This is a genomic window from Spirulina sp. CS-785/01 (assembly GCF_028330525.1).
Taxonomy (GTDB): Bacteria; Cyanobacteriota; Cyanobacteriia; order Cyanobacteriales; family Spirulinaceae; genus JAQMSD01.
In genome coordinates this window covers 17854-38627 of the sequence record NZ_JAQMSD010000290.1, presented here as the reverse complement: position 1 = coordinate 38627, position 20774 = coordinate 17854, and the positions used below count along the sequence as shown (strand labels likewise).

The window sequence follows — 20774 nt, the reverse complement described above, 5'->3', positions numbered from 1 at the left end:
CAATAACTGAGAGACTCTTGTTACAATACTTAATGAAATATAAAAATGTCTATTTTTTGACTAAACCTGAAATAGCAGCAAGCCATTGAGCAGGAGAGAAAATCGTGATAACAGCTAACGCCCCAGGGGAAAAGCGCACCGCTAAAGAAAAAGGCCAAGTGTCTAAGAAAGCGGCTTTAAATGCAGACATTCTCACCGATAAGGAAATCGGGCATTATGACCCCGATTTAATCATGTCTTACTACCGACGGAGACCCTTGCGGGTGTTGAGTCGTTTAGTCTCGATTATCTTTCCCTTCCTCTCCTTTGCGTTGGGACTCTGGTGGGATAAATTCCAAGGCAAAATCCAGAAAAATGAACAGAAACGGGCCATCCAACTGCGGGAGGTTTTAACAGAACTCGGCCCCACCTACATCAAAATTGGACAAGCCCTATCGACTCGTCCTGACCTTGTTCCTAATTTGTACATGGATGAGTTGTCGGAATTGCAAGACCAACTCCCGCCCTTCCCCAATGACGTAGCGTTTCAGTTTATTGCAGAGGAGTTAGGAGAACGTCCAGAAAACTTATATGCAGAACTGACTGCTGATCCCGTGGCCGCCGCGTCTTTAGGTCAAGTCTATAAAGGGAAACTCAAAACCGGGGAAGATGTTGCGGTGAAAGTCCAACGGCCTGACTTAATCCGCCGCATTACCTTAGATATTTTTATTATGCGGTCTCTGGCCGGGTGGGCGCAAAATAATATTAAACGAGTTAGTAGTGATGTTCTCGCCATTGTGGATGAGTTCGCAGCGCGGATTTTTGAGGAGATGGACTATGTACAAGAGGGACGCAATGCGGAGGAGTTTGCCCAACTCTATAACTATTTACCCGAAATTTATGTGCCTTGTATTTACTGGGAATACACGGAACGACGGGTTTTGACCATGGAATGGGTTGAGGGGACGAAACTCACCAAACCGGAAAAAATTCAAGCACAAGGCATTGAGGCCACCCATTTAGTAGAGGTGGGGGTGTCTTGTTCTCTGCGGCAATTACTGGAACACGGATTTTTCCACGCTGATCCCCACCCCGGAAACCTGTTAGCGACTCCCGATGGACGGTTAGTCTATTTGGATTTTGGGATGATGAGTCGCATTAAACCCTATCAACGCTATGGGTTAATTGAAGCGGTGGTGCATTTGGTCAATCGGGATTTTGAGGCGTTGGCCCAAGATTATATTAAGTTGGAGTTTTTAGACCCGGATACGGATGTAAGACCGATTATCCCGGCTTTGTCCAATGTGTTTAATAATGCTTTGGGGGCGAGTGTTGCGGAGTTAAACTTTAAGAGTATTACCGACCAGATGTCGGAAATTATGTACGAGTTCCCGTTTCGTGTTCCGGCGTATTATGCTTTAATTATCCGGTCTCTGGTAACGTTGGAGGGGATTGCGATTGGGATTGACCCCAATTTTAAGGTTCTCAGTAAAGCCTATCCTTACATTGCTAAACGCTTGCTGACTGATCCTTCTCCTGAATTGCGGTCTTCGTTGCGGGATTTATTGTTCCGAGATGGCCAGTTTCGTTGGAATCGTTTAGAGAATTTACTTCGTAATGCTAAGGACTCGGAAGATTATGATTTTGAAAAAGCGGTGAATCAAGCGATCGAGTTCCTTTTTTCGGAACGAGGGGCGTTTATTCGGGAGAAGTTAACCGATGAAGTGGTGAAAGCGATTGATGTCTATGGACGACAAACCTTTCATAATTTCTCTAGTTCTGTCCGTCAACGAGTGGGGATGGAAGCGGGGACTCCTCCCAGTGATTTACCTCAAAATACCTCGAATGAAACGGTGGAACATCTCCGCAATATCATTAATATTCTTCAAGAGACGGATGGTTTTGATCCTATGACGATTTTACCCCTTGTTCCTCAGTTGCTTTCTAAACCGGAAACCCAGCAAATGGGGCAAAAAATTGCCAATGGTCTGGCGCAACGCTTGGCAGCCCGTCTGATTCGTAATATGTTGTTAGAGGCGGAAAATCGGCAAAATAATAATGGGAATGGCAAAGGCCGGGTGATTCCTGCTCCTCAATTATCGCTTCCCCAACCAGCGGCCTTCCGGTAATCGGTATTTTTACTGATTTTCTAGGGAAGAAAGAGGTAAAAGTTCATTTTTCAAGAATTGAGCTATTTAGCAGTTGAAAGTTAATAATGCTATGGTAGTGAGGAAAGGGTATCGTGATCCCTTTCTTTTTATTTTTGGAAAAACTTAAATTTCCATTTACGCTATTTTAGGTTGCTCTTATTGTTTAATTCGCTTTCTCTAAAAGTCAATTGTAGAAATCTTGACTCTTGTCAATGCCAAAAATTCTTATTATTGAAGATAATAGTACGCTAAGAAACCTTCTTTTGGATGTACTACAAGAAAATAATTTTGCAGTGATTGAAGCCAATGATGGACTGGAAGGGATTACCAAAGCGAGTCTGCATCGTCCCGATTTAATTATCTGTGATGTGATGATGCCCAATTTGGATGGGTATGGAGTTCTTGAAGAACTACAAAAACATTCTGAAACGGCAACGATTCCTTTTATTTTTTTAACGGCCAAAGAAACTCAAGATTCCCTCCGGTATGGGATGGAACTGGGGGCTGATGATTATTTAACGAAACCGTTTGCGATTGAGGATTTGTTAAAGGCGATTAATACTCGTTTAGCCAAAAAACAACATTTTCATAAGCTCTCTCAGCAAAAATTAGATGAACTGCGTCAAAGTTTGATTTCTTCTTTGCCTCATGAGTTACTCACCCCTTTACACGGGATTTTAGGGTTTACGGAAGTTCTCAAGTTATCGGCCAATTCTTTAGGGTCTTCGGAGGTGATGGACATTGCCAATGAGATTGAATTATCGGCTCAACGTCTCCAACATTTAGTCCAAAATTTTTTACTGTTGGCCCGTCTCGAACTCGCTCAACAAAATACAGCGTTACGAGAGGAGTTTTTGACGGGAACAACGATGAGTTTATGGGAAATTATGTCGAGTTCTGCCAAGGAACGGTCTCAGTTTTATGAGCGTCCTGATGAGATTAAGATTGAATTAGAGGATGTGTTGCTCACGTTGGGAGATCAGTGGTTACAAAAAATAGCGACTGAGTTGATTGATAACGCGCTCAAGTTTTCAGATGCGGGGACTCTTGTTGAGGTGAGGGGGGAGGTACAGGGGGATCGGTTTGTGTTGTCAGTTTGCGATCGCGGTTTCGGGATGACTGCCGAACAGGTGGCGAATATTGGGGCATATATGCAGTTTGAGCGCAAGTTATACGAGCAACAGGGGTCAGGGTTAGGATTAAGTTTAGTCCAGCGATTAACGGAATTAGCAGGGGGGAACTTTTCTCTTGAAAGTACCCCCAAACAAGGGACAGAAGTTACCCTGTCTCTCCCATTGGGTGATTCGGATAATTTCCTGCTATAACCAACAGGGGAAACGCCCTCCGGCTGAATGCTTAGGTCTATCAACCCGTTTTAACGGGTTTCACTTATTAGCCTTGGGTTTTAACCCAAGGCAGATAAAGGTCGCATTACCTGAATACTGACCTAAGACCCTTCTTCAAGTCGTCGTTGCCACTCTTGATCAATTTTGTCCGATTGCTCTAATTCTTGCTCAATTAAATCTCGTTCGGTGGAGTAGGCTAAATCTTGCTCCCCAATGATTTTTTGTTGGGCAAATTGTCGGGCATGACTCATTTTTTGCTGGAGTTCCGGGCTAGGAGGTGCAATTTGATCCGCCCATTCTTCCCGTTGGGCATTCCGTTGATTGAGTTTTTCATTGCGGTTTTGAATCCAGAAGTAGCGAATTAAGGGAATGCCTAAAAAGGCGATGCCATAGGCCAGTAAAATCCAATAAATGGAGGCTACAAAGGCGACAAATCCGCCAATCTGTGCGGCAATGGTCCCATCTCGTAACAGCGATCCCAAAATTAAGGCCCCTGTAATATTCACCGCACCGAGGCCAATGGCCCCCATAATTTGCCCACTTCCTGCATGACTAAAGCGGTAAGGAATCTCCCGTAAATAATTGGGGATAGGTTGTTTTTGTTGTTTGTTAGCCGTAACTTGTAAGTCGGGGAAATAATAGACAATTTCTCCGGTGTCTGTAACTTCTGGATAACCGTTAAAGCGGGTTAAAACGGGTAACATATAGTTTTCTTCTTCGGCGGAAATGCGGTCAATTTGATCCATATAAGGGGCAATTTGTTCGGCAATTACGGCCCCTTGATTGTTGCGAATGACGGCCCCAATGGTTTGCCACCGTCTCTCGTCTAAGTCTGCGTTGGGGTTGCCGTCTCCAAAGAGGAAGGAAAACACCGCTTCAAGAAAGTTCATGTCCTTCTTGTTGCTTTGGCGTTTTTGCTGACGAGAGTGGGAGTAGTCTCGGTAACTATATCCGGGATCAAATATCCAAAAGAAGTCTGGCCAAAAGAAGAAACGGGGGAAGAAGAAAAAGCCGCCTCCTCCTGAATCTCCCCCTCCTTCGTTGTCATCACTGGAGGATTGCAGGGCAATGATGATGATGAAAATGGCGACAAAGATTAAAACAATGGAGACAATGAGAAAAATCCCGAAAGAAATACGAATGAGGTAAAAGAGGACATTCCAAATTTTCTCCCAGGCTTCTTTGAAGCGTAGTTTCCAATATTTGTTGCGGAGAATTGCGCGAAAATTGCGGGGGAATAGATAGGCAATATCCCCAGACTCCGCAACTTGCAAGTTGGCCCCGGTTTCCGAGGCCAACGCTATAATTCCTTGTTGTGTGGTATTGACATCTAAGCCAGCTTTTGTTGCAACATCGCCAACTGTAACTCGATAGTCCAGTTGTTCGACGGATTGCATTATTGCAGGATTCGGAGTCATGGCCTGCCCTCATCTTTTGGAGTTCTTAACTATCTCTAGTATAAAGTTGAGGACAGGGGGTTGACTTGGTGTGAATGGAAAAACTCCGAATTGCGGGACTCCTCACGGTTAATCGGAAGTTTCAGTGAACATTCTGTTAAAATTGGGCGAGGTGGCTTTAATACGCTAAGGTTTCTAAGGTTTCTCGGAGATAGGTCTGGACTTGTTCGTCTAAGGATTCGGAAACCGGGGCATCGCTATAGCGACGCTGAATTTGCCACCGTTGAAATCCGGAACTGTTAGCGATCGCATCTTTGAGATTACCCCAGACGGCTTGATCACTGGCAAATTGGGCAGATGCGGCTGTTGTATTGGCCATTTATAAATACCTCTCTCTTTACATTACGTTACTTTTATTTTAAGAATACCCGCTTTTCTATTTCTATTATGCTGCAAATTACACCAAATTCCTATGGACTTGGGAACTGCTGAAACAGTTGTTCCATTCACTATGAGGGAAGGGAATAGGAAAGGGGGTGAGGGTGGCCTACTTTTGGGAGTCGGCCTCACTCTCTGAGATTTCTTGATTTTCTGTTACGGTTGGAGGTTCAGGGGGAGTTTCTGTTGTCTCTCCCGTCTCAGGACTTTCTGTTGGAGTTTCAGGGGAAGTTTCTACTGTCTCTCCCGTCTCAGGACTTTCTGTTGGAGTTTCAGGGGGAATTTCTACTGTCTCTCCCGTCTCAGGACTTTCTGTTGGAGTTTCAGGGGAAGTTTCTACTGTCTCTCCCGTCTCAGGACTTTCTGTTGGAGTTTCAGGGGGAGTTTCTGTTGTCTCTCCCGTCTCAGGACTTTCTGTGGGGGGTTCAGGGGTTTCCTCTTGTTTTGCGGGAGGTTGTTCAGTTTCTGGGAGAGTGGGTAAAAATTGACCGATGGGAAACCCAACTAGGGTAAAATCTTGGGAGATTTGTTGGGGGTCGTAGGGGTCAGTATTATTAAATTGAGAGGTTGGGGTGAGTAACACCGAGAGGACACTGACCGGGACTTGGATAAATAGATTGCTGAGTAAAAAGGCGATCGCAGCAACCCCCAATCCTAGAATATGCCACCGAGGAGAAATCGGCGTTGCTGTCGCTGCCAGGGGGGCCCACTGATACAATTGCCACAACACCCACACCATAAACAAGGCCGTCGGAATACTTAAAACCCGCAACTTCCAACTTTTAAAGAGGCTGAGGATTTTCCGTTGGGTGGTGGTGAGTTCTTTAGGTTGGACGGCCACCAATAAAAAGCTGTAAATTTCAAAAGGCCGCGTCCACTGCATCCAGAGAATCGGTAATAGTCCCACAATGACTAAAATCACTGTTTCAAAGCTATAAGAAATCAATGGACTCCCTGCTGCAATGCCTAACCAAACCAGCAGTAACCAAATGGGTAAAACGGCTAAACCAGCTAAATGTAACCAGAGATAAGGGTCTAAACGAAAGTTCATTGGTGTTATTGGGTAATGGGTGATTGGTAATTGGTGATTAACTATCAACTGTCAACTATCAACTATCACCTGTCAACTATTCTTCTAACTCCTCTAACCCCCGTCGTTTGATATAATCTCGTAGGGCTTCCGAGAGTTCGGTGTCGTTGGACGCGCATCTTGCACCTGCTTCGGCTGCCCATTGTTTTAAATCTTCGATGCGATCGCGGGCTATAGCGGCCAAAGGAACAGTCTCCTCAATAGCCCGTAAAATATCTTCGGTGGTAAAGTCTCGCCGTTGTCCATTAATTAACGTTCCAAAGGCCAAATACATGGCATCAAAAATCACCTGTTCAATTTCTGCCCCACTAAAATCCTTAGTTTGTTTCGCCAATAAGGGGATATTAAAATTACGAACCCGTGAAGGCCGCAACCGTTGTAAGTGAACCTTAAAAATGTCTTGTCGTTCTTTTTCCGTGGGGAGACTCAAGAAAAAGATTTCATCAAAACGACCTTTCCGCAATAACTCGGCGGGTAAAATCTCCACATTATTGGCCGTCGCTACAATAAACACGGGGGCGGTTTTTTCCTGCATCCAGGTGATCAGCGACCCAAACACCCGCCGAGAAGTCCCAGAGTCCCCGTCATACCCGCCAGAGAGGTTGCCAAAGGCTTTGTCAATTTCATCGATCCAAAGTACACAAGGTGCGATCGCTTCGGTAATTTGAATCATCTGGCGGACTTTCCCCTCACTTTCCCCCACCAGGCCCCCAAATAAGCGGCCCGTGTCCAACCGCAGCAAGGGTAAACGCCACTCATGGGCGATGGTTTTCGCGGAGAGAGATTTCCCGGTCCCTTGTATTCCCACCAATAACACCCCTTTGGGGTTAGGGATACCGTAGCGTCTCGCTTCCTCGGTAAAGGCATCCTGACGCATTCTCACCCATTGTTTCAGATTCTCCAAGCCGCCGACATTTTTCAGGGATTCTTGGGCGGTGTAAAATTCCAATGTCCCGGACTGACGAATGGCTTGTTTTTTCTCCTCTAAAACGCGATCGATGTCCGTTTCATTAATTTGTTCTTTGGCCGCCAACGCCTTGGCTAAAACCCGTTGAATGCGGACACGACTCAACCCCTGACAGGCTTTCACCAGTTGTTCTCTGGCCAGTCCCTCTAGTTTTAATTGATCGGCGTTGATGCGGTCAATAAAGCGGTTAATTTCCTCATTATCCGGTAACGGGAAATCCATCACCGTCATGTCTTCACTAATTTCTGGGGGGACTTCGAGGGTGTGACTGGTGAGGATGAGGGTGTGGCGACTGTGTTTTAATTCTTGGGCGAGGTTTTTTAACTCTCGAATGACGGGGGCATTTTGGGAGATGTGCGGCGATCGTAAAATATAATGCAGGTCTTTTAACACAAAGATAGTCGGTTCCGCCTCCTCCTGCTTACGAATGCGGTCTAAGGCCCCCATCACCGAATTGCGGTTGGTCCCGTGGTCATCCCATCCCCGCACAATATTCCACTGCAAGAGACGACGTTGGGGGACCCCTTGCAAGGCCACCTGTTGTAAAATCTGCATTACAGGTTCTTCCTCTGCCGCCACAATATACAACAGAGGATATTTCGCCCGAATCATTAAATTCAGGTCTTCAATAAACCGTTGATCAGCCTGCGTCGGTTGATAGGGGGATAGGGAGTTGGCGATTAAATTGACTGTCATAAAAACCAGTTTAAATCTTGATGGCCGTTATTTTAAGTTAAATAATATAAATAACCGCCGTAGGGTGGGCAGGCAGTTAAACTTAGATTAAACGTTGAAAGTTATAAATTTTGCCCATCCTACAACTTGGATTTTAACCCAAGGATTACTGCCACTGACTCAATAACCATGCCCCCACTTGACCATGATCACTTTCACAGGTTTGCCGGAGGGCAGATTCTAGGATAGAAAGGTCTAAATTGGGTAAAACTTGCGAAACCGCAATTCTGCGACTGCCGTTATTCTCTATTTGAAACGCTAGAATGCGCGTATTTTGTACATCAACAATCCAATATTCTGCAATGTCTAGACTTTCGTACAATAAGCGTTTTTCTCCTTGGTCATCGGCCAGAGAACTTTTAGCAATTTCGACCACTAAATTAGGCGGAGGGTAGTGGTTTAGATCGATAATCCCTGTTGCGTTAGAAATCACTTCAGTTGCCGCCCCAACATAATAGGATAAATCGGGGTGAAATCCCAACATTTGAGGTTGACGATAGGTTAAGTTGTCAAGTCCAATTAAAGGGATTTGGTTCAGGGCAGCATAAAGATTAATGGCATAATGAATAATTGAATGATCGCTACCGTGTTCATATCCTACCGGAGTCATTTCAATTCTAATTTTCCCTTGATGATAATAAAATTTTGCCTTGTCATAATCGGGATTTTCCGAGAGTTGCAGATACTCCTCCCAAGTCGCTGCCACCCACGTTTCCGGTTTAATTTTGGTTGACAAATTGCTCATTTTATGGTTTTAATTCCCTTCCGGTTTCCATTGTTCTAAGGACTCTTGAATATAATTTAATTCCTGTTTATATTGCGATAATTCTTCTGCTTGCGCTTCTAATGTTTCTAAAATTTGCTCAACTTCTGCTTCTCGATTTTCTCGTTCTTGGACTAAACGATCAAACTCTACTAAAAAGCGGTGAATATAGTCATTAATTTGTTGTTCTGCGTGTTGAAAGTCATCGGAAATCTGTTTTTTAATGACTCGTTCGACAACCTCTAAACTACCTAGGGTTTGTGCGTCAATTTGCCGTAAAATAGCATTAATGGTGAGACGCATATCAATTTCATAATAAGAGCGACGGTCATCAACTTGAATATCAACTTCGTAGTCTCGACAAAATGCCTGTTTGCGTTCCCTAGTCCAACGGGTATAGTTTTCGGTTTGTTGTTGAACTTGTGCGTCAATTCCTTGAAAGTCAAAGACTAACATCTGAATGGGGTTGATATTCATGTTCACTTCTAATGCGTCCCCTAAATATTCTGAAAGTTCATTAGAAATGGTTTGAATATTGTCCTGAATTTGGGAGACTAATTCTTGGCGAATAATAGTCCCTTCTCTGGAGAGTTTATCTTGAGTGTCTGTCCACCAATCTTTAATTAAAATCGAACAAAAGTGATTAATATCTTGTTTAATTTGTTCGACTTCTTCTTCTGTTCCACAATGGATAATATAGGGGTTATCTGAATATTGTAAAAGGTTGCCTATGGCTTTCTTGAGGGAATTTTGCAGTTTTTGGGGAACGTGAAACTCAGACCCAGCGGACTGTTCCTTAGAGTCTTTGACATCTTCATCGGTGGCTTTTTCTTCTGGGGTTTCTGAGTCGTCAGTTTCCAGCTTTTCTGTTTCGGCAAAGTCTTCAAACTGGGACTCGTTGTTATCGGACTCATGGACTTGCACAAACCGTTCAAATTCTTCATGAATGGTCTGTTTTGCCCGTTCGGCAAAGTCGGTAATTTCTCGTTTAAATTGGGCGATTAATTTCTGTTCTTGTTGTTCGACTAATTGTTTAACTTCCCGAATTTGGATAATGGCGTTTTTGGCCAGTTGTTTATAGGCTTCCATCCGTTGGCGGAGGGGTTTTATCTCCATCTGCCAACCGCGAATTCTGGCGTTTAAAATGTCTTCGACGCTTTTGACTCCTTTATCCAGTTTCGCGCTGACATCGCGCAATAAGTTCCAACCTGCATTGGTGAGTAGGTCGCCGATAACGGCTTGTTCAATGATGGGAATTAAACTTTCTTCTAAGGCTTGGGGGGCGATTTTTTTGGGGGAGGGAATAATTAAGTCTCCGTCTTCGGTTTCCCGCGCATATCGACCACTGAAGAAGCGTTTAAAGTTCTTCATGTGGTTTTCGGTGGCGGTGTCTCCGTCGATGAGTTTGGCGAGGAGTCCTTGCCAGGCGCTGACGGGGTATATGAGGGGGTTGGGGATGCCGAATTCTTGGATGGTGCGTCGTAAGTCGTCGATGACGTGCTGAATGGGGCGGTCTTCTTCGGTTTTTCGGTCTATTTTGTTGAGGATGAAGTAAATGGCCCGGCGGGACCGTCGTAGGAAGTCGCTGCGTTGTTCGATGAGTTCTTGCAGTAATTCGGAGTTGGTGCTGTCTTTAAAGGAGGAGTAGTCGAGAATGAAGAGGATGACATCGCAGTTGCGTAGGGCATCGAAGGCGGTTTCTTTGAGGGCGATGGTGTCGAAGGTGGTGTCTTTCCACTCGTTGGGGCCTGGGGTATCGACGAGGGTAAACCCTTTTAGGGGGGGGAGGTTACGGATGGCTGCAATGGGGTGTTTGAGTTGGAAACGGACGGTGCGATCGCGGTTGGCACTTGCTCGTATAATATGGGTACGTTCGAGAAAATATTGGCGAATTAAGGAGGCATTCCCTTCTGCAATAACCACGGGGTCTGTTTTATTTTCCCGATATTCTAGGAGTTGGGATTGACTCGCATCCGCTACGGGGAGGATATCGGTTCGACAAACGGTACAAGACTCGGTTTCACTGGCCAAGACATCGGCCCCGATAAGGGCGTTGAGAAAGGTGCTTTTACCCGCTTTCATGGCCGCCACGACGGCCACCTGATATTTTTGGTTAGAAAGGGCGTAGAGGGCTTTGAGAACGTCCCCTTCGATGCTGCGTAAGGCTTCGGTGTCGTCTCCCTCGCTGAGTTGTTGGGCGTGTATCCTTTGCAGATACTGGAGGAGTCTCGGCCCCGTATCTGCAAGACTTTCATAGGTTTTTTGGAACAGTTGAGAAGACATACACCGGAATACACATTAAAAGATTCAGTAAGCAAGTATCCGCTACTAGCTTACCTTAAAAAAAGCGAAATTCTCTCTGGAGAAGCTGCGATCGCAACCTAGAGAGTCACTTCTTTATTATGGTATGCCAGTCGGGAGCAATGTCAATCTTTTAACAGTCTGAGTCGGGTTTTCCTTGGAGTCGTCACGTTGTTTACGGGATTGTTTCTAATGGAAAAATCTGGCAATTGGGCAAATTAGAAGGCAATTCATTCACCCAGCATAAAGAGTTTTATACGATTCAATCCCTTGACAAACTCGTAGCGGCGATTAATTTTATTTTTCGCCAGTGTGAACAACAATTACAGTCCCTCTTGGCCGCTTAAATAGATAAAATCATTACTTAACTCTCCGACTGCCCCATAAGGCCACACCTCCCAAACCACAACCGATCACATAATAAAAAAAGTCAGCTTTCGCAAAAGTTGTCCCTAAGATCATTTTACCGAGAAAGGTCGCCCGAATTGCCTGTAACCAGTCCGGTTGCCACAGTTGCAGAAACTCTAAACCACAGGTGACGAGAAAAACCGCGAGGGGAATCCGCCAAACGGCTTTAGGGGTGGGGAATACACTATAAAATAAAAAACACCAAGCCATTTCATAGAACACCGCACCCAAAGAATTATTCACCCATTGGCTGGCGATTCCAGAATATGCCTTGGAATACAAGCCAATGGGAATGAGTACAATTAACCCTAACACAGCCAAGAGGCGGGATTTTTGGGTTTTCGATGGCCTGACCATGACGGGGAGGGAAATTATTTAGAGGGGAAATGGGTCATTTTGGCGATCGCGTGTAACCGTAAAGACCCCCCTCGTACTTCCAAACTCTGCACCCGTAAGGAAATTCCCCGCATCTCAAAATTCCGTAAACTTAGCACCTCTCGCGCTTTATTCACTAAAATATCTGTCAACTCCGAGGACGGGGGTTTCCCTTGGGTATATTCCACCTGAGTTAACGTTACCTCTCCCGTTTGGGGGGTAATCTTGGGTTTGGCCTCCAATGTCACCGTTGGCGACTCTCCCGCCGACCTATGATGGAGAGATGCCTCAATTTGCAGTTTGCCACTGTCGAGTAGGTGACAATGGACTGATTCTAGCTTAACGCCTAACAGGGAAGCGCGATCGCTTAAACATTGAGTATTAAAAGCGCGGTTAAAATCTGCCTTCGTCAATACCACACAAGCGGTCCCCCGTGTCGGTTCAATGAGTTCAATATTCCCCATCAACGCTTTAAAGGGACTCACCGCAATATCTCGCATCTGTAACTGCATCTGCTGCATCCGCAGATTTTTATGGCTGACTAACCCTTCCCCATCAATACTCAAAGAGGCTAACTTCCCTTGGGCCAAGAGATTAGGGTCAGTTTTCACTTTAACGCGCAACTGTTTTGCGTCATTAAACTGACTGTACAAGGCCATCTCGGCAATCTTATTCAGTGCCTGTTCGCCTAGGTTATTCTGGTTTAGTAATAGCATTTTTTAAAAAATAAGTTATGACTTCCTAGTATATATAGAAATATTAAAAAATGGTCAGAAGTTTTAAGATATTTTTCCGTATTTTTCCGGAGAAGCAAACTGAGGCGGCCAAAAAGCCCCTCTACCCCATCCCTCCATCCAGCCAATCTTCCATAAAATTAAGGGTCAACCACTGTTGACCCCCCTATTTGATCCTAATCAGCTGCTGGAGAGGAAATACTCTATACAAAAATTAGTCCCAGTTCACCTGTCCAAACCATGAACCCGTAACCCTTAGCCATTGCCATTAGCCGGCCCGAAGACTCTCGGTTGCTCCACCGAGTCCCGAAACCGTTCCACGTTTTCATTAAAGTCCACCGGAAGGACTGCCACTACATTGTGATGGGGCCGGGGAATAATCACCCAAGTTTCCAATGTCCCCCCTGGGGTATTTTTGGCGGCCTCAATTCCGGCATCCATGGCGGCTTTCACTTCCGAAACGTCCCCACGGATATTCACGGTAAACCGCGCACTCCCGACGCGGATATAACCCACTAGGGTGACTCGTCCTGCTTTTACCATCGCATCGGCGGCGGCGAGGACGGGGGGAAAGCCTTTGGTTTCAAGTGATCCAACTGCCTCTGGCATAAGTCGTTCTCCTCAATTAATCTCGCGGTGTGTAGAAAATCCCAGGCTCATTGTACGGGGGTTTGGGTGGGAAAGAAATGGGTTAGCGGAAGCGTTCGACGGCTTCTGTATATTCAAGGGGTAAAACTGTGATGACGTTTTCGGGGGGATTGGGTACGATGTAATGGGTAATCACTTCTGCACCGTAGGTGGCTGCTCCGGCAGCGAGTCCCGCTTCCTGGGCTTGTTTGACCTCGGAAACGGGGCCGCGGATGGCAACCACAAAGCGACCACTTTCGGCGCGATCGCACCATACAATTGTCACTCGTCCGGCCTTCACCATCGCATCGGCAGCGGCCAAAATACCAGGAAAACCCAACGTTTCAATAACACCAACAGCGTCTGGCATAATTCTCCTTAACCCAAACTCCAACAACCTGAAATTTTCACAGGTAACGCTCCATTTTATAACGCTTGGGCCGACTCAGCCAAGCGTTACTTAAAAAGGAAAAGGGAACACACAATTTTTGGCTTCACTTTAATGAGAACTGAAAATATGTCGAGCAAACCAACGCACTAAGGTAAAACCGAGAGCCAGTTTCACCACTTCTAGGGCCCAATAACTCACCTGCATTTGTAGCATCGATCCCGACATCAGCGTTGCCTGATTCGGCTCAAGCCAGCTTAACTCGATGCCTAAACCACTCATGTTCGGGGTGAGGATATAAGTATAAATGAGGGCAATTCCTAACAAAAGGGTGGCGGCGAAAACCGACGCTTGTTCGTTTCCTTGAGCAAAATAATGAGAACGGTGTAGCACGAGACAGCCTGTGATGACTAGGGCGGCACAAAGTAATTCTAAATGATTAAAAAGACCAAACAAGACGTAACCTGCACTAGCAAACCCGTCTTGTGCCATCATTCCGGTGGCCGAGAGACTAGGTAAAATCAGGACATCAATCAGTAAACTCCCACTGAGCCAGAAACCGAGGGTACAGAAGACAATTCCCGGCCAGTTGAGCGCGTTTTCTTGGTTAGGACGGGTGAAAAATAAATTCATAACGTTCCTTGGCAAAGTTGCTTATTTTTAGCTTAACGAATTTCTAGGGTTTCAAATATCAAAAAACATGAAGGAACGTTACATAGCTTTAGAATTTTTGAGCAGGATAGAGAACTCTGGCCTTGTCTCCTCCGTCCCACCCAAAATGTTAATTTTTACGAGCATTTTTGGGCTAATTTCTAAACTTTTGTAAAATAACCTTTACGATTCCCAAAAAGTATGAATTGTCTCCCATTCTTGGGGGGTGAGGGGTTGACAATCCAAAGTCATTCCCCATTGTTGCGCGAGGGTAGCAGAGAGGGTGTCAATAACCCGCTTCATGGTAATCTCTGGGGGAAGCCTAACGGGGTGAGTCGCTTCCCCAAACACCCGTTGATAGAAGTCCGGGCTTTGCTGCAAAATCATCGACCCGTGTTGTAAGATTGCCTTACCTTGGCGGAGTTGTGCGCTACCGATTAACTTGGCTCCGGTTGGGGTGACTAAATCGGCGGCGGTGGCGGTCCCAAAACAGCTAGGATTGTGAATATAACCGCGTTTGGCTGTGCCATACTCTAGGGGAATGCCCAATTTTTGCCAACCGTCGAGGAGAAATTGACAGAGGGTTTGGTAAACTTGCGATCGCTTCCCACTCAACCCCGATGTCACCAGCATATAAGTTAAATCCCCCTGATGCAGCACGGCCCGTCCTCCGGTAGGCCGTCGCACCACCTCCACAGGTTGGCCCTCCCAGGTTAAATGATGCCATTCTGCGGGATAGTGTCGTTGATGATAGCCCAAAGAAATCGCCACAGGCGACCAAGTATAAAATCGTAGGGTAGGCGGATGTTGGCCCAGCCGATGTTCTTTCAGCAACCAACGATCAATCGCCATCTGCACCACCCCAGATGCACAAATCGGAGGAATATAACGCCAAGTTGTCACTTTTTTTTGTTATTTGTTATTTGTTGTTTGTGAAAAAGGGAACTGGGAATAGGGAACTCCGGAACTGGGAATAGGGAATCGGGAATAGGGAATCGGGAATAATATATATATTTTTGTTTTCCCCATCTCCCCCATCTCCCCTTTGTGTCCTTTGTGTCTTTGTGGTTCAACCGTCAACTATCCATTATCCATTATCAACTATCAACTATCCTGAAGCCAATGCCCAAACTCCTGAGCAAACGTCCCTTGTAGAATCGCCTGACGAATCTCTTGGGTAAAGCGGATTAACTCATTAATATTATGGAGAGAAAGCAAAATAAAGCCTAACATCTCCTTGGCCTTAATCAAATGATTAAGATAAGCGCGGCTAAAATTTTGACAGCAATAACAGGGACAAGTTTCATCTAAGGGGCGATAATCTTCTCGAAAAGGCGCGTTTTTCAAATTCCACCGTTCTCCCTGTACATAGGCGGTCCCGTGGCGGCCTAAACGAGTCGGAATTACACAGTCAAACAGATCAATTCCGGCAGCAATGGCTCTGGCCATTTCTCGATATGTTCCGACTCCCATTAAATAGCGGGGTTTGTGGACGGGGAGTAAGGGTGCGATCGCATCAACAATCGGGTGCATCAATTCCGGGGGTTCTCCCACACTCACCCCCCCAATGGCATATCCGGGCAAGTCAAACTGTAATAACTGTTCCGCCGCTTTCTGCCGTAAGTCTAAATAGGTCCCCCCTTGAATAATGCCAAAGAGGGCTTGCTCTTGGGGTCTCTGATGGGCTTCAATACAACGGGCTAACCAGCGTTCCGTCCGTTCGACTGCCGCTAAAACTTGGGAATGTTCGGCGGGATAGGGGGGGCATTCATCAAAGGCCATAATGACATCTGCACCGAGGGCATTTTGAACGGCGATCGCCCGTTCCGGGGTAAAATGAATAGTCCGACCATCTCGAGGCGACTTAAACGTAACGCCCTCCTCCTCAATCTGGCGCAGGTCACTCAAGCTAAACACCTGAAACCCCCCAGAATCGGTCAAAATGGGCTGATTCCACCCCATAAACCCATGTAACCCCCCAGCGGCCTTGACAATGGCTTCACCAGGTTGTAGATGCAAATGATAAGTATTGGCCAGAATCATCTGGGCCCCGGTTTCCTGTAACTGAATAGGTAAAATCCCCTTAACTGTTCCCACGGTCCCTACAGGCATAAAACGGGGCGTTTCTACAATGCCATGAGGGGTATGAAACACCCCCACTCTTGCCTTGGTGTGGGGACAGGTGGCCTGGACTTGAAAGGAAAAATGATCTGGATGACCTGGCCAGAGAGAGGGGGGGGACTTTCCCTCCGTTGACCTAACTTCCCCTTGACTCGACGTTTCGGGTCTCTCCTTATTGTCATCCATTTTTGTTGTAATTTTAGAACCTGACTGAGCAAAATTTGAGGTTAGAACGTATCTTTCTCTCCCCCAAGATATTTCCCCCTTTAAGGAAAGGGGGAAATGAGGAAATTCGCTTGCTTACCCATGGGAATGTTTAAAAAGGATAGTCCTCGTCATCGAGTTGTACATCCCATTTGGCCGATAAAACTTGGTTCAGCATTGCTTCTAAGGCTACTTCATCTAAATTGTGACCCATATCGGGTTCTTGATCCGCATAATTAATGGGAATAAGACGTAGATGACGATTTTCTTGGACTAAATCCAAATAGGTCAACTGTTCTGGAGTTTGCTGCATTTCCAGATAATCAAAGCTATGAACGTTGAGAAATAAAGTCCCGTTAGCAACAATGGTTGCTTGTTGGGGATCAGAAAAAATTTCGAGGACGAAACCTTCCCCTTGACGTTGGACTTGGCCATCGAGGGTGTAAATATAGCGCACCTGACTCAAGGAACTGAGTAAACGCCGGATATCCTCTTTATTGACGAGAATGCCTGTATCAATAATACAGGGAGCGGGTAATGATTGTGAATATTGATTATGACTCATGGGAAAAAGTCGTTGATGCGAGATGAGCCTACATTGCCATAATTTAATGAGCAACATAGTATAGTAGGGTGTTACCCTACATTTTGACCCTCTAATGGGGGACCCTCTAATGGGGTTAAATTAGGCTGGGGTTAAATTAGGCTGTCAACTTACCACACTGAACAGTCAAAAGTTTATCTTGCAAAACTTGATCTGGCAAAATTTGATCTGGCAAAATTTGCTCTTGAAAGTTGACACATTAATATTAATCACTTTAATATCAATCGAGTCAATCCAAGCCGATCAATTGGCTTTTTGTGTGGCTTACTTGGCCAGCACTTGCTATTGACTAGGGTTTGAGTCATCCTTCCAAGTCGTTTTTCCAGGATTCTGATTGAATCTCAGAGATTTAAACTCGACTTTAAATTCCGATCTCTCACCCCATACTAACTTATTCTTTATCAACTGCCTCGTTCTCAGTGTAACAAGAGATGCGGCGATTTAAACCATTTCATACGCTTAGACAGTTAACTTCATTAAATCTTCACATATTGCGCTCGCTCTCCGGAGCAATTACCTTTTATACTTGTCTTCCCCTACCGCTTTGGTGGCCTCAAGAATTTAAGCGCATTGCCCGCTTCGCGCCTCTAGTGGGGGTTTTTGTAGGGGTGGGGTTATGGGGGGTGGATGTGGGTCTGATGTCCCTCGGAATGCCGCCTTTAACCCGCAGTAGTCTCATCGTGGCCTTATGGTTGGCGGTGACAGGGGGGTTACATTTAGATGGGGCCATGGATACGGCGGATGGGTTAGCGGTGCTTGATCCCCAAAGACGGTTAACGGTGATGCAAGATAGTGTAACGGGGGCGTTTGGGGCGATGACGGCTGGGATTATTTTATTGTTGAAAGTAACCGCGTTAACGGAATTAAGCCCAGATTGGGGGGTAGTGTATGCCCTAGGCTGGGGGAGATGGGGCCAAGTGGCGGCGATCGCATTTTATCCCTACCTCAAACCCCAAGGCAAAGGCGCGTTTCACAAGCAAAATCTCCGTCTCCCCCAAGATATCCTAGTGGGATTCGTGGTTCTCTGGGGACTTACCGGACTGCAAATTCTCTACCATCCCCATCAATGGCTTTTTCCTCTCTGGGCAAGTCTTTTGGGGGGAGTGATCAGTGTCTGTGTCGGTGGGTGGTTTTATCGCCAATTGGGGGGACAAACCGGAGACACCTATGGCGCAATAGTTGAATGGACAGAAGCCCTAATCTTGTGCGGATTAACGCTAGTTAACAGTTAGAGGTTTCCTGGCCTGGGTTAGTTGCTTGGCTTGTCTATAGTAATCGGGGTAGGGTTCATCCCTGGGGATGATATACTCAGCAATGATAGAGCAACTGTTGACATCTGACTTTCTTGATGCAGACCAATCTTTACGCTCCCGTAGGGCGTAATTCCAGACTGTTCGGCAAACATCAATGATGTTTTCGATGATTGCCACCTGTGCGTGGGCTGGGTTTAATTTTAAAAATGTAAGTCAGTGTCAACAGAGTTGACGGGATAGATTATTCTTGTAAATCTGTTAACCAAAAGTGTCGCCATTCATCCCGTCGCTGAAAGCGAAGGTCTTCTTGCGACGCTAAGATAACAGATCAGGATTGGGTCTTTCTTGATAGTTTTATTTTTCCTCTGAGTTGTTTCGTTTTCCCCATGATGCAGTTGTCCTCCACCCCGCACGATCGCGCTTCTGAAATGAATGGTGCTAACCCCACCTATCGACATCCCTCCCGTCGCACCAAAATTGTGGCCACCGTCGGCCCGGCCACCCTCAAACCCGATTTACTCCGCCATCTCATTGAAGCGGGAGCAACTACTTTACGTCTCAATTTTTCCCACGGGACTCACGAAGACCATCATCGGGCTATTCGCCTCATTCGTCAGACGGCCTTTGAACTGGATCAACCCGTGGGGATTTTACAAGATTTACAGGGGCCGAAAATTCGCCTCGGTCAATTTGAACAAGGGCCCATTGTCTTGGCCAAAGGCGATCGCTATATTCTCACCTCCCGTCCCGTCCCCTGTAACACAGAACGGGGCTACGTGAGTTACAAAAAACTCGCCCAAGACATCCCCCCAGGGGCCACCATTCTCCTCGACGACGGCAAAGTGGAAATGGTCGTGGACCGAGTAGACCGAGACCAGGAAGAACTCCACTGTCGCACCGTAGTCGGCGGCAAACTCTCCAACAACAAAGGCGTAAACTTCCCCAACGTCTCCCTCTCCATTAAAGCCCTCACCGAAAAAGACCGTCGAGACTTAATGTTCGGCCTCGACCAAGGAGTGGACTGGGTAGCCCTCAGCTTTGTCTGTAACCCCCAAGATATCCTCGAAATCAAAGAACTCATCGCCAGTACCGGGAAATCCGTCCCCGTCATCGCTAAAATTGAAAAACACGAAGCGATCGAGCAAATGGATGCCATCCTCTCCCTCTGTGACGGAGTAATGGTCGCCCGGGGCGACTTAGGCGTAGAACTCCCCGCCGAACAAGTCCCCCTCCTACAAAAACGCCTCATCGCCACCGCCAACCAACTGGGCATCCCTGTCATCACCGCCACCCAGATGTTAGACAGTATGCTCAACAGTCCCCGCCCCACTCGCGCCGAAGTCTCCGACGTAGCCAACGCCATCTTAGATGGCACAGATGCCGTCATGCTGTCCAACGAAACCGCCGTCGGAGACTTCCCCGTAGAAGCCGTGGCCACCATGACCAAAATTGCCGCCTGTGTCGAACAAGACATCCCCAACGACCGCCGCCTCGGCACTAACACCCATTCTATCCCCAACGCCATCTCCGAAGCCGTCAGTCACATTGCCCACCAACTCGACGCAGCGGCCATCATGACCCTCACCAAAACCGGGGCCACCGCCCGCAACGTCTCCAAATTCCGCCCCCAAACCCCCATCTTAGCCATCACCCCCCATGTGGATGTCGCCCGACAATTACAACTGGTGTGGGGAGTGAAACCCCTCCTCGTCCTAGACCTCCCCTCCACCACGCAAACCTTCCAAGCAGCCATCAATGTCGCCCAAGAAAAACAACTCCTGGTAGATGGCGATATTGTCATTCTCACCGCCGGAACATTACAAGGCGTTTCCGGTTCAACGGATTTAATCAAAGTGGAAGTCGTCACCGCCATCTTAGGCCACGGCATTGGCATTGGCGAAGGGTCAACGACAGGCCGGGCCCGAGTCGTCCAAAGTGCGCAAGACATTAATCATTTTGAGTCCGGCGATATTCTCGTCGCCCCCTCCACCAATGCCGACTACGTGGACACTATTCGCAAAGCTGGAGGCATTATTACCGAAGAACCCAGTCTCTCCAGTCATGCGGCAGTCATTGGTTTACGGTTAGGTGTTCCCGTCATTGTCGGGTTAAACAATGCCACGGAAGTCATCCGCGATAGTTCCATTTTGACCATCGACTCTCAACGGGGATTAGTCTATTTTGGCACTCATCCAGGCACTCAAGGCCGCAGTCCCCATGTTCAAGCCTCTATGTTATAAAAG

General features: G+C 46.6%; 20 protein-coding genes. 5 read left to right on the top strand and 15 right to left on the bottom strand.

What is annotated here, in order from left to right; all coding sequences use genetic code 11:
- Positions 1-158 precede the first annotated feature (158 nt).
- The gene (locus PN462_RS18975) at positions 159-2108 is read left to right on the top strand and encodes an ABC1 kinase family protein (protein ID WP_443029226.1); all 1950 of its coding nucleotides are present in this window, start codon (positions 159-161) and stop codon (positions 2106-2108) included.
- Between the two features lie 233 nt (positions 2109-2341).
- Entirely contained in the window at positions 2342-3454 is a 1113-nt protein-coding gene (locus tag PN462_RS18970; RefSeq protein WP_272130398.1) for a hybrid sensor histidine kinase/response regulator, read from the top strand.
- A 122-nt stretch (positions 3455-3576) separates the two neighbouring features.
- On the opposite strand, the gene PN462_RS18965 is transcribed toward PN462_RS18970, so the two are convergent.
- The 6 genes from PN462_RS18965 to PN462_RS18940 all read right to left on the bottom strand — a co-directional run bounded on the left by PN462_RS18965 (position 3577) and on the right by PN462_RS18940 (position 11148).
- Positions 3577-4893, bottom strand: coding sequence for a hypothetical protein (locus PN462_RS18965; RefSeq protein ID WP_272130397.1), 1317 nt, complete (start codon positions 4891-4893; stop codon positions 3577-3579).
- A gap of 157 nt (positions 4894-5050) precedes the next feature.
- Positions 5051-5251 carry a hypothetical protein gene (locus tag PN462_RS18960; RefSeq protein WP_272130396.1) on the bottom strand — a complete coding sequence of 67 codons (201 nt, stop codon included), beginning with the start codon at positions 5249-5251 and terminating at the stop codon, positions 5051-5053.
- A gap of 168 nt (positions 5252-5419) precedes the next feature.
- Positions 5420-6361, bottom strand: a complete 942-nt coding sequence (locus PN462_RS18955) for a low-complexity tail membrane protein (RefSeq protein WP_272130395.1) — start codon at positions 6359-6361, stop codon at positions 5420-5422.
- 76 nt (positions 6362-6437) lie between these two features.
- Positions 6438-8063 carry an AAA family ATPase gene (locus PN462_RS18950; protein ID WP_272130394.1) on the bottom strand — a complete coding sequence of 542 codons (1626 nt, stop codon included), beginning with the start codon at positions 8061-8063 and terminating at the stop codon, positions 6438-6440.
- Positions 8064-8208: 145 nt separating this feature from the next.
- Positions 8209-8847, bottom strand: a complete 639-nt coding sequence (locus tag PN462_RS18945) for a Uma2 family endonuclease (RefSeq protein WP_272130393.1) — start codon at positions 8845-8847, stop codon at positions 8209-8211.
- Between the two features lie 9 nt (positions 8848-8856).
- On the bottom strand, positions 8857-11148 hold the full coding sequence (locus PN462_RS18940; RefSeq protein WP_272130392.1) for a dynamin family protein: 2292 nt from the start codon (positions 11146-11148) through the stop codon (positions 8857-8859).
- Between the two features lie 227 nt (positions 11149-11375).
- Between PN462_RS18940 and PN462_RS18935 the strand changes: the two genes are divergently transcribed.
- Entirely contained in the window at positions 11376-11513 is a 138-nt protein-coding gene (locus tag PN462_RS18935; RefSeq protein WP_272130391.1) for a hypothetical protein, read from the top strand.
- A 13-nt stretch (positions 11514-11526) separates the two neighbouring features.
- Here PN462_RS18935 and PN462_RS18930 read toward each other — a convergent pair whose 3' ends face one another.
- The 8 genes from PN462_RS18930 to PN462_RS18895 all read right to left on the bottom strand — a co-directional run bounded on the left by PN462_RS18930 (position 11527) and on the right by PN462_RS18895 (position 17239).
- On the bottom strand, positions 11527-11931 hold the full coding sequence (locus PN462_RS18930) for a ribosomal maturation YjgA family protein (protein ID WP_272130390.1): 405 nt from the start codon (positions 11929-11931) through the stop codon (positions 11527-11529).
- A 14-nt stretch (positions 11932-11945) separates the two neighbouring features.
- On the bottom strand, positions 11946-12665 hold the full coding sequence (locus tag PN462_RS18925) for an LmeA family phospholipid-binding protein (protein ID WP_272130389.1): 720 nt from the start codon (positions 12663-12665) through the stop codon (positions 11946-11948).
- A gap of 273 nt (positions 12666-12938) precedes the next feature.
- Positions 12939-13292, bottom strand: a complete 354-nt coding sequence (locus tag PN462_RS18920; RefSeq protein ID WP_272130388.1) for a carbon dioxide-concentrating mechanism protein CcmK — start codon at positions 13290-13292, stop codon at positions 12939-12941.
- An 82-nt stretch (positions 13293-13374) separates the two neighbouring features.
- Positions 13375-13680: a carbon dioxide-concentrating mechanism protein CcmK gene (locus PN462_RS18915; protein ID WP_272130387.1), complete on the bottom strand. Its 306-nt coding sequence runs from the start codon at positions 13678-13680 to the stop codon at positions 13375-13377.
- Between the two features lie 129 nt (positions 13681-13809).
- Positions 13810-14331, bottom strand: coding sequence for a hypothetical protein (locus PN462_RS18910; RefSeq protein WP_272130386.1), 522 nt, complete (start codon positions 14329-14331; stop codon positions 13810-13812).
- 201 nt (positions 14332-14532) lie between these two features.
- Positions 14533-15201: a lipoate--protein ligase family protein gene (locus tag PN462_RS18905; protein ID WP_443029225.1), complete on the bottom strand. Its 669-nt coding sequence runs from the start codon at positions 15199-15201 to the stop codon at positions 14533-14535.
- Positions 15202-15453: 252 nt separating this feature from the next.
- On the bottom strand, positions 15454-16656 hold the full coding sequence (tgt, locus tag PN462_RS18900) for a tRNA guanosine(34) transglycosylase Tgt (protein WP_272130384.1): 1203 nt from the start codon (positions 16654-16656) through the stop codon (positions 15454-15456).
- 130 nt (positions 16657-16786) lie between these two features.
- Positions 16787-17239 carry a hypothetical protein gene (locus tag PN462_RS18895; RefSeq protein ID WP_272130383.1) on the bottom strand — a complete coding sequence of 151 codons (453 nt, stop codon included), beginning with the start codon at positions 17237-17239 and terminating at the stop codon, positions 16787-16789.
- Between the two features lie 530 nt (positions 17240-17769).
- Here PN462_RS18895 and cobS point away from each other — a divergent pair.
- A complete protein-coding gene (gene cobS / locus PN462_RS18890) occupies positions 17770-18510 on the top strand; it encodes an adenosylcobinamide-GDP ribazoletransferase (protein WP_272130382.1) in 741 nt (246 codons plus the stop codon).
- On the opposite strand, the gene PN462_RS18885 is transcribed toward cobS, so the two are convergent.
- Positions 18496-18708: a helix-turn-helix domain-containing protein gene (locus PN462_RS18885; protein WP_443029222.1), complete on the bottom strand. Its 213-nt coding sequence runs from the start codon at positions 18706-18708 to the stop codon at positions 18496-18498. The two genes, cobS and PN462_RS18885, sit on opposite strands and share 15 nt — an antisense overlap.
- A gap of 251 nt (positions 18709-18959) precedes the next feature.
- On the opposite strand from PN462_RS18885, the gene pyk reads away from it, so the two are divergent.
- A complete protein-coding gene (gene pyk / locus PN462_RS18880; RefSeq protein ID WP_443029224.1) occupies positions 18960-20771 on the top strand; it encodes a pyruvate kinase in 1812 nt (603 codons plus the stop codon).
- Positions 20772-20774 lie beyond the last annotated feature (3 nt).

What these genes read in the sequence shown, in the direction of transcription:
- PN462_RS18955 (WP_272130395.1), bottom strand. Translation starts at nt 6,361, where the DNA reads ATGAACTTTCGTTTAGACCCTTATCTCTGGTTACATTTAGCTGGTTTA.
- PN462_RS18940 (WP_272130392.1), bottom strand. Translation starts at nt 11,148, where the DNA reads ATGTCTTCTCAACTGTTCCAAAAAACCTATGAAAGTCTTGCAGATACG.
- PN462_RS18930 (WP_272130390.1), bottom strand. Translation starts at nt 11,931, where the DNA reads ATGGTCAGGCCATCGAAAACCCAAAAATCCCGCCTCTTGGCTGTGTTA.
- PN462_RS18920 (WP_272130388.1), bottom strand. Translation starts at nt 13,292, where the DNA reads ATGCCAGAGGCAGTTGGATCACTTGAAACCAAAGGCTTTCCCCCCGTC.
- PN462_RS18910 (WP_272130386.1), bottom strand. Translation starts at nt 14,331, where the DNA reads ATGAATTTATTTTTCACCCGTCCTAACCAAGAAAACGCGCTCAACTGG.
- PN462_RS18960 (WP_272130396.1), bottom strand. Translation starts at nt 5,251, where the DNA reads ATGGCCAATACAACAGCCGCATCTGCCCAATTTGCCAGTGATCAAGCC.
- PN462_RS18945 (WP_272130393.1), bottom strand. Translation starts at nt 8,847, where the DNA reads ATGAGCAATTTGTCAACCAAAATTAAACCGGAAACGTGGGTGGCAGCG.
- tgt (WP_272130384.1), bottom strand. Translation starts at nt 16,656, where the DNA reads ATGGATGACAATAAGGAGAGACCCGAAACGTCGAGTCAAGGGGAAGTT.
- PN462_RS18965 (WP_272130397.1), bottom strand. Translation starts at nt 4,893, where the DNA reads ATGACTCCGAATCCTGCAATAATGCAATCCGTCGAACAACTGGACTAT.
- PN462_RS18905 (WP_443029225.1), bottom strand. Translation starts at nt 15,201, where the DNA reads ATGGCGATTGATCGTTGGTTGCTGAAAGAACATCGGCTGGGCCAACAT.
- PN462_RS18895 (WP_272130383.1), bottom strand. Translation starts at nt 17,239, where the DNA reads ATGAGTCATAATCAATATTCACAATCATTACCCGCTCCCTGTATTATT.
- PN462_RS18970 (WP_272130398.1), top strand. Translation starts at nt 2,342, where the DNA reads ATGCCAAAAATTCTTATTATTGAAGATAATAGTACGCTAAGAAACCTT.
- PN462_RS18925 (WP_272130389.1), bottom strand. Translation starts at nt 12,665, where the DNA reads ATGCTATTACTAAACCAGAATAACCTAGGCGAACAGGCACTGAATAAG.
- pyk (WP_443029224.1), top strand. Translation starts at nt 18,960, where the DNA reads ATGAATGGTGCTAACCCCACCTATCGACATCCCTCCCGTCGCACCAAA.
- PN462_RS18950 (WP_272130394.1), bottom strand. Translation starts at nt 8,063, where the DNA reads ATGACAGTCAATTTAATCGCCAACTCCCTATCCCCCTATCAACCGACG.
- PN462_RS18915 (WP_272130387.1), bottom strand. Translation starts at nt 13,680, where the DNA reads ATGCCAGACGCTGTTGGTGTTATTGAAACGTTGGGTTTTCCTGGTATT.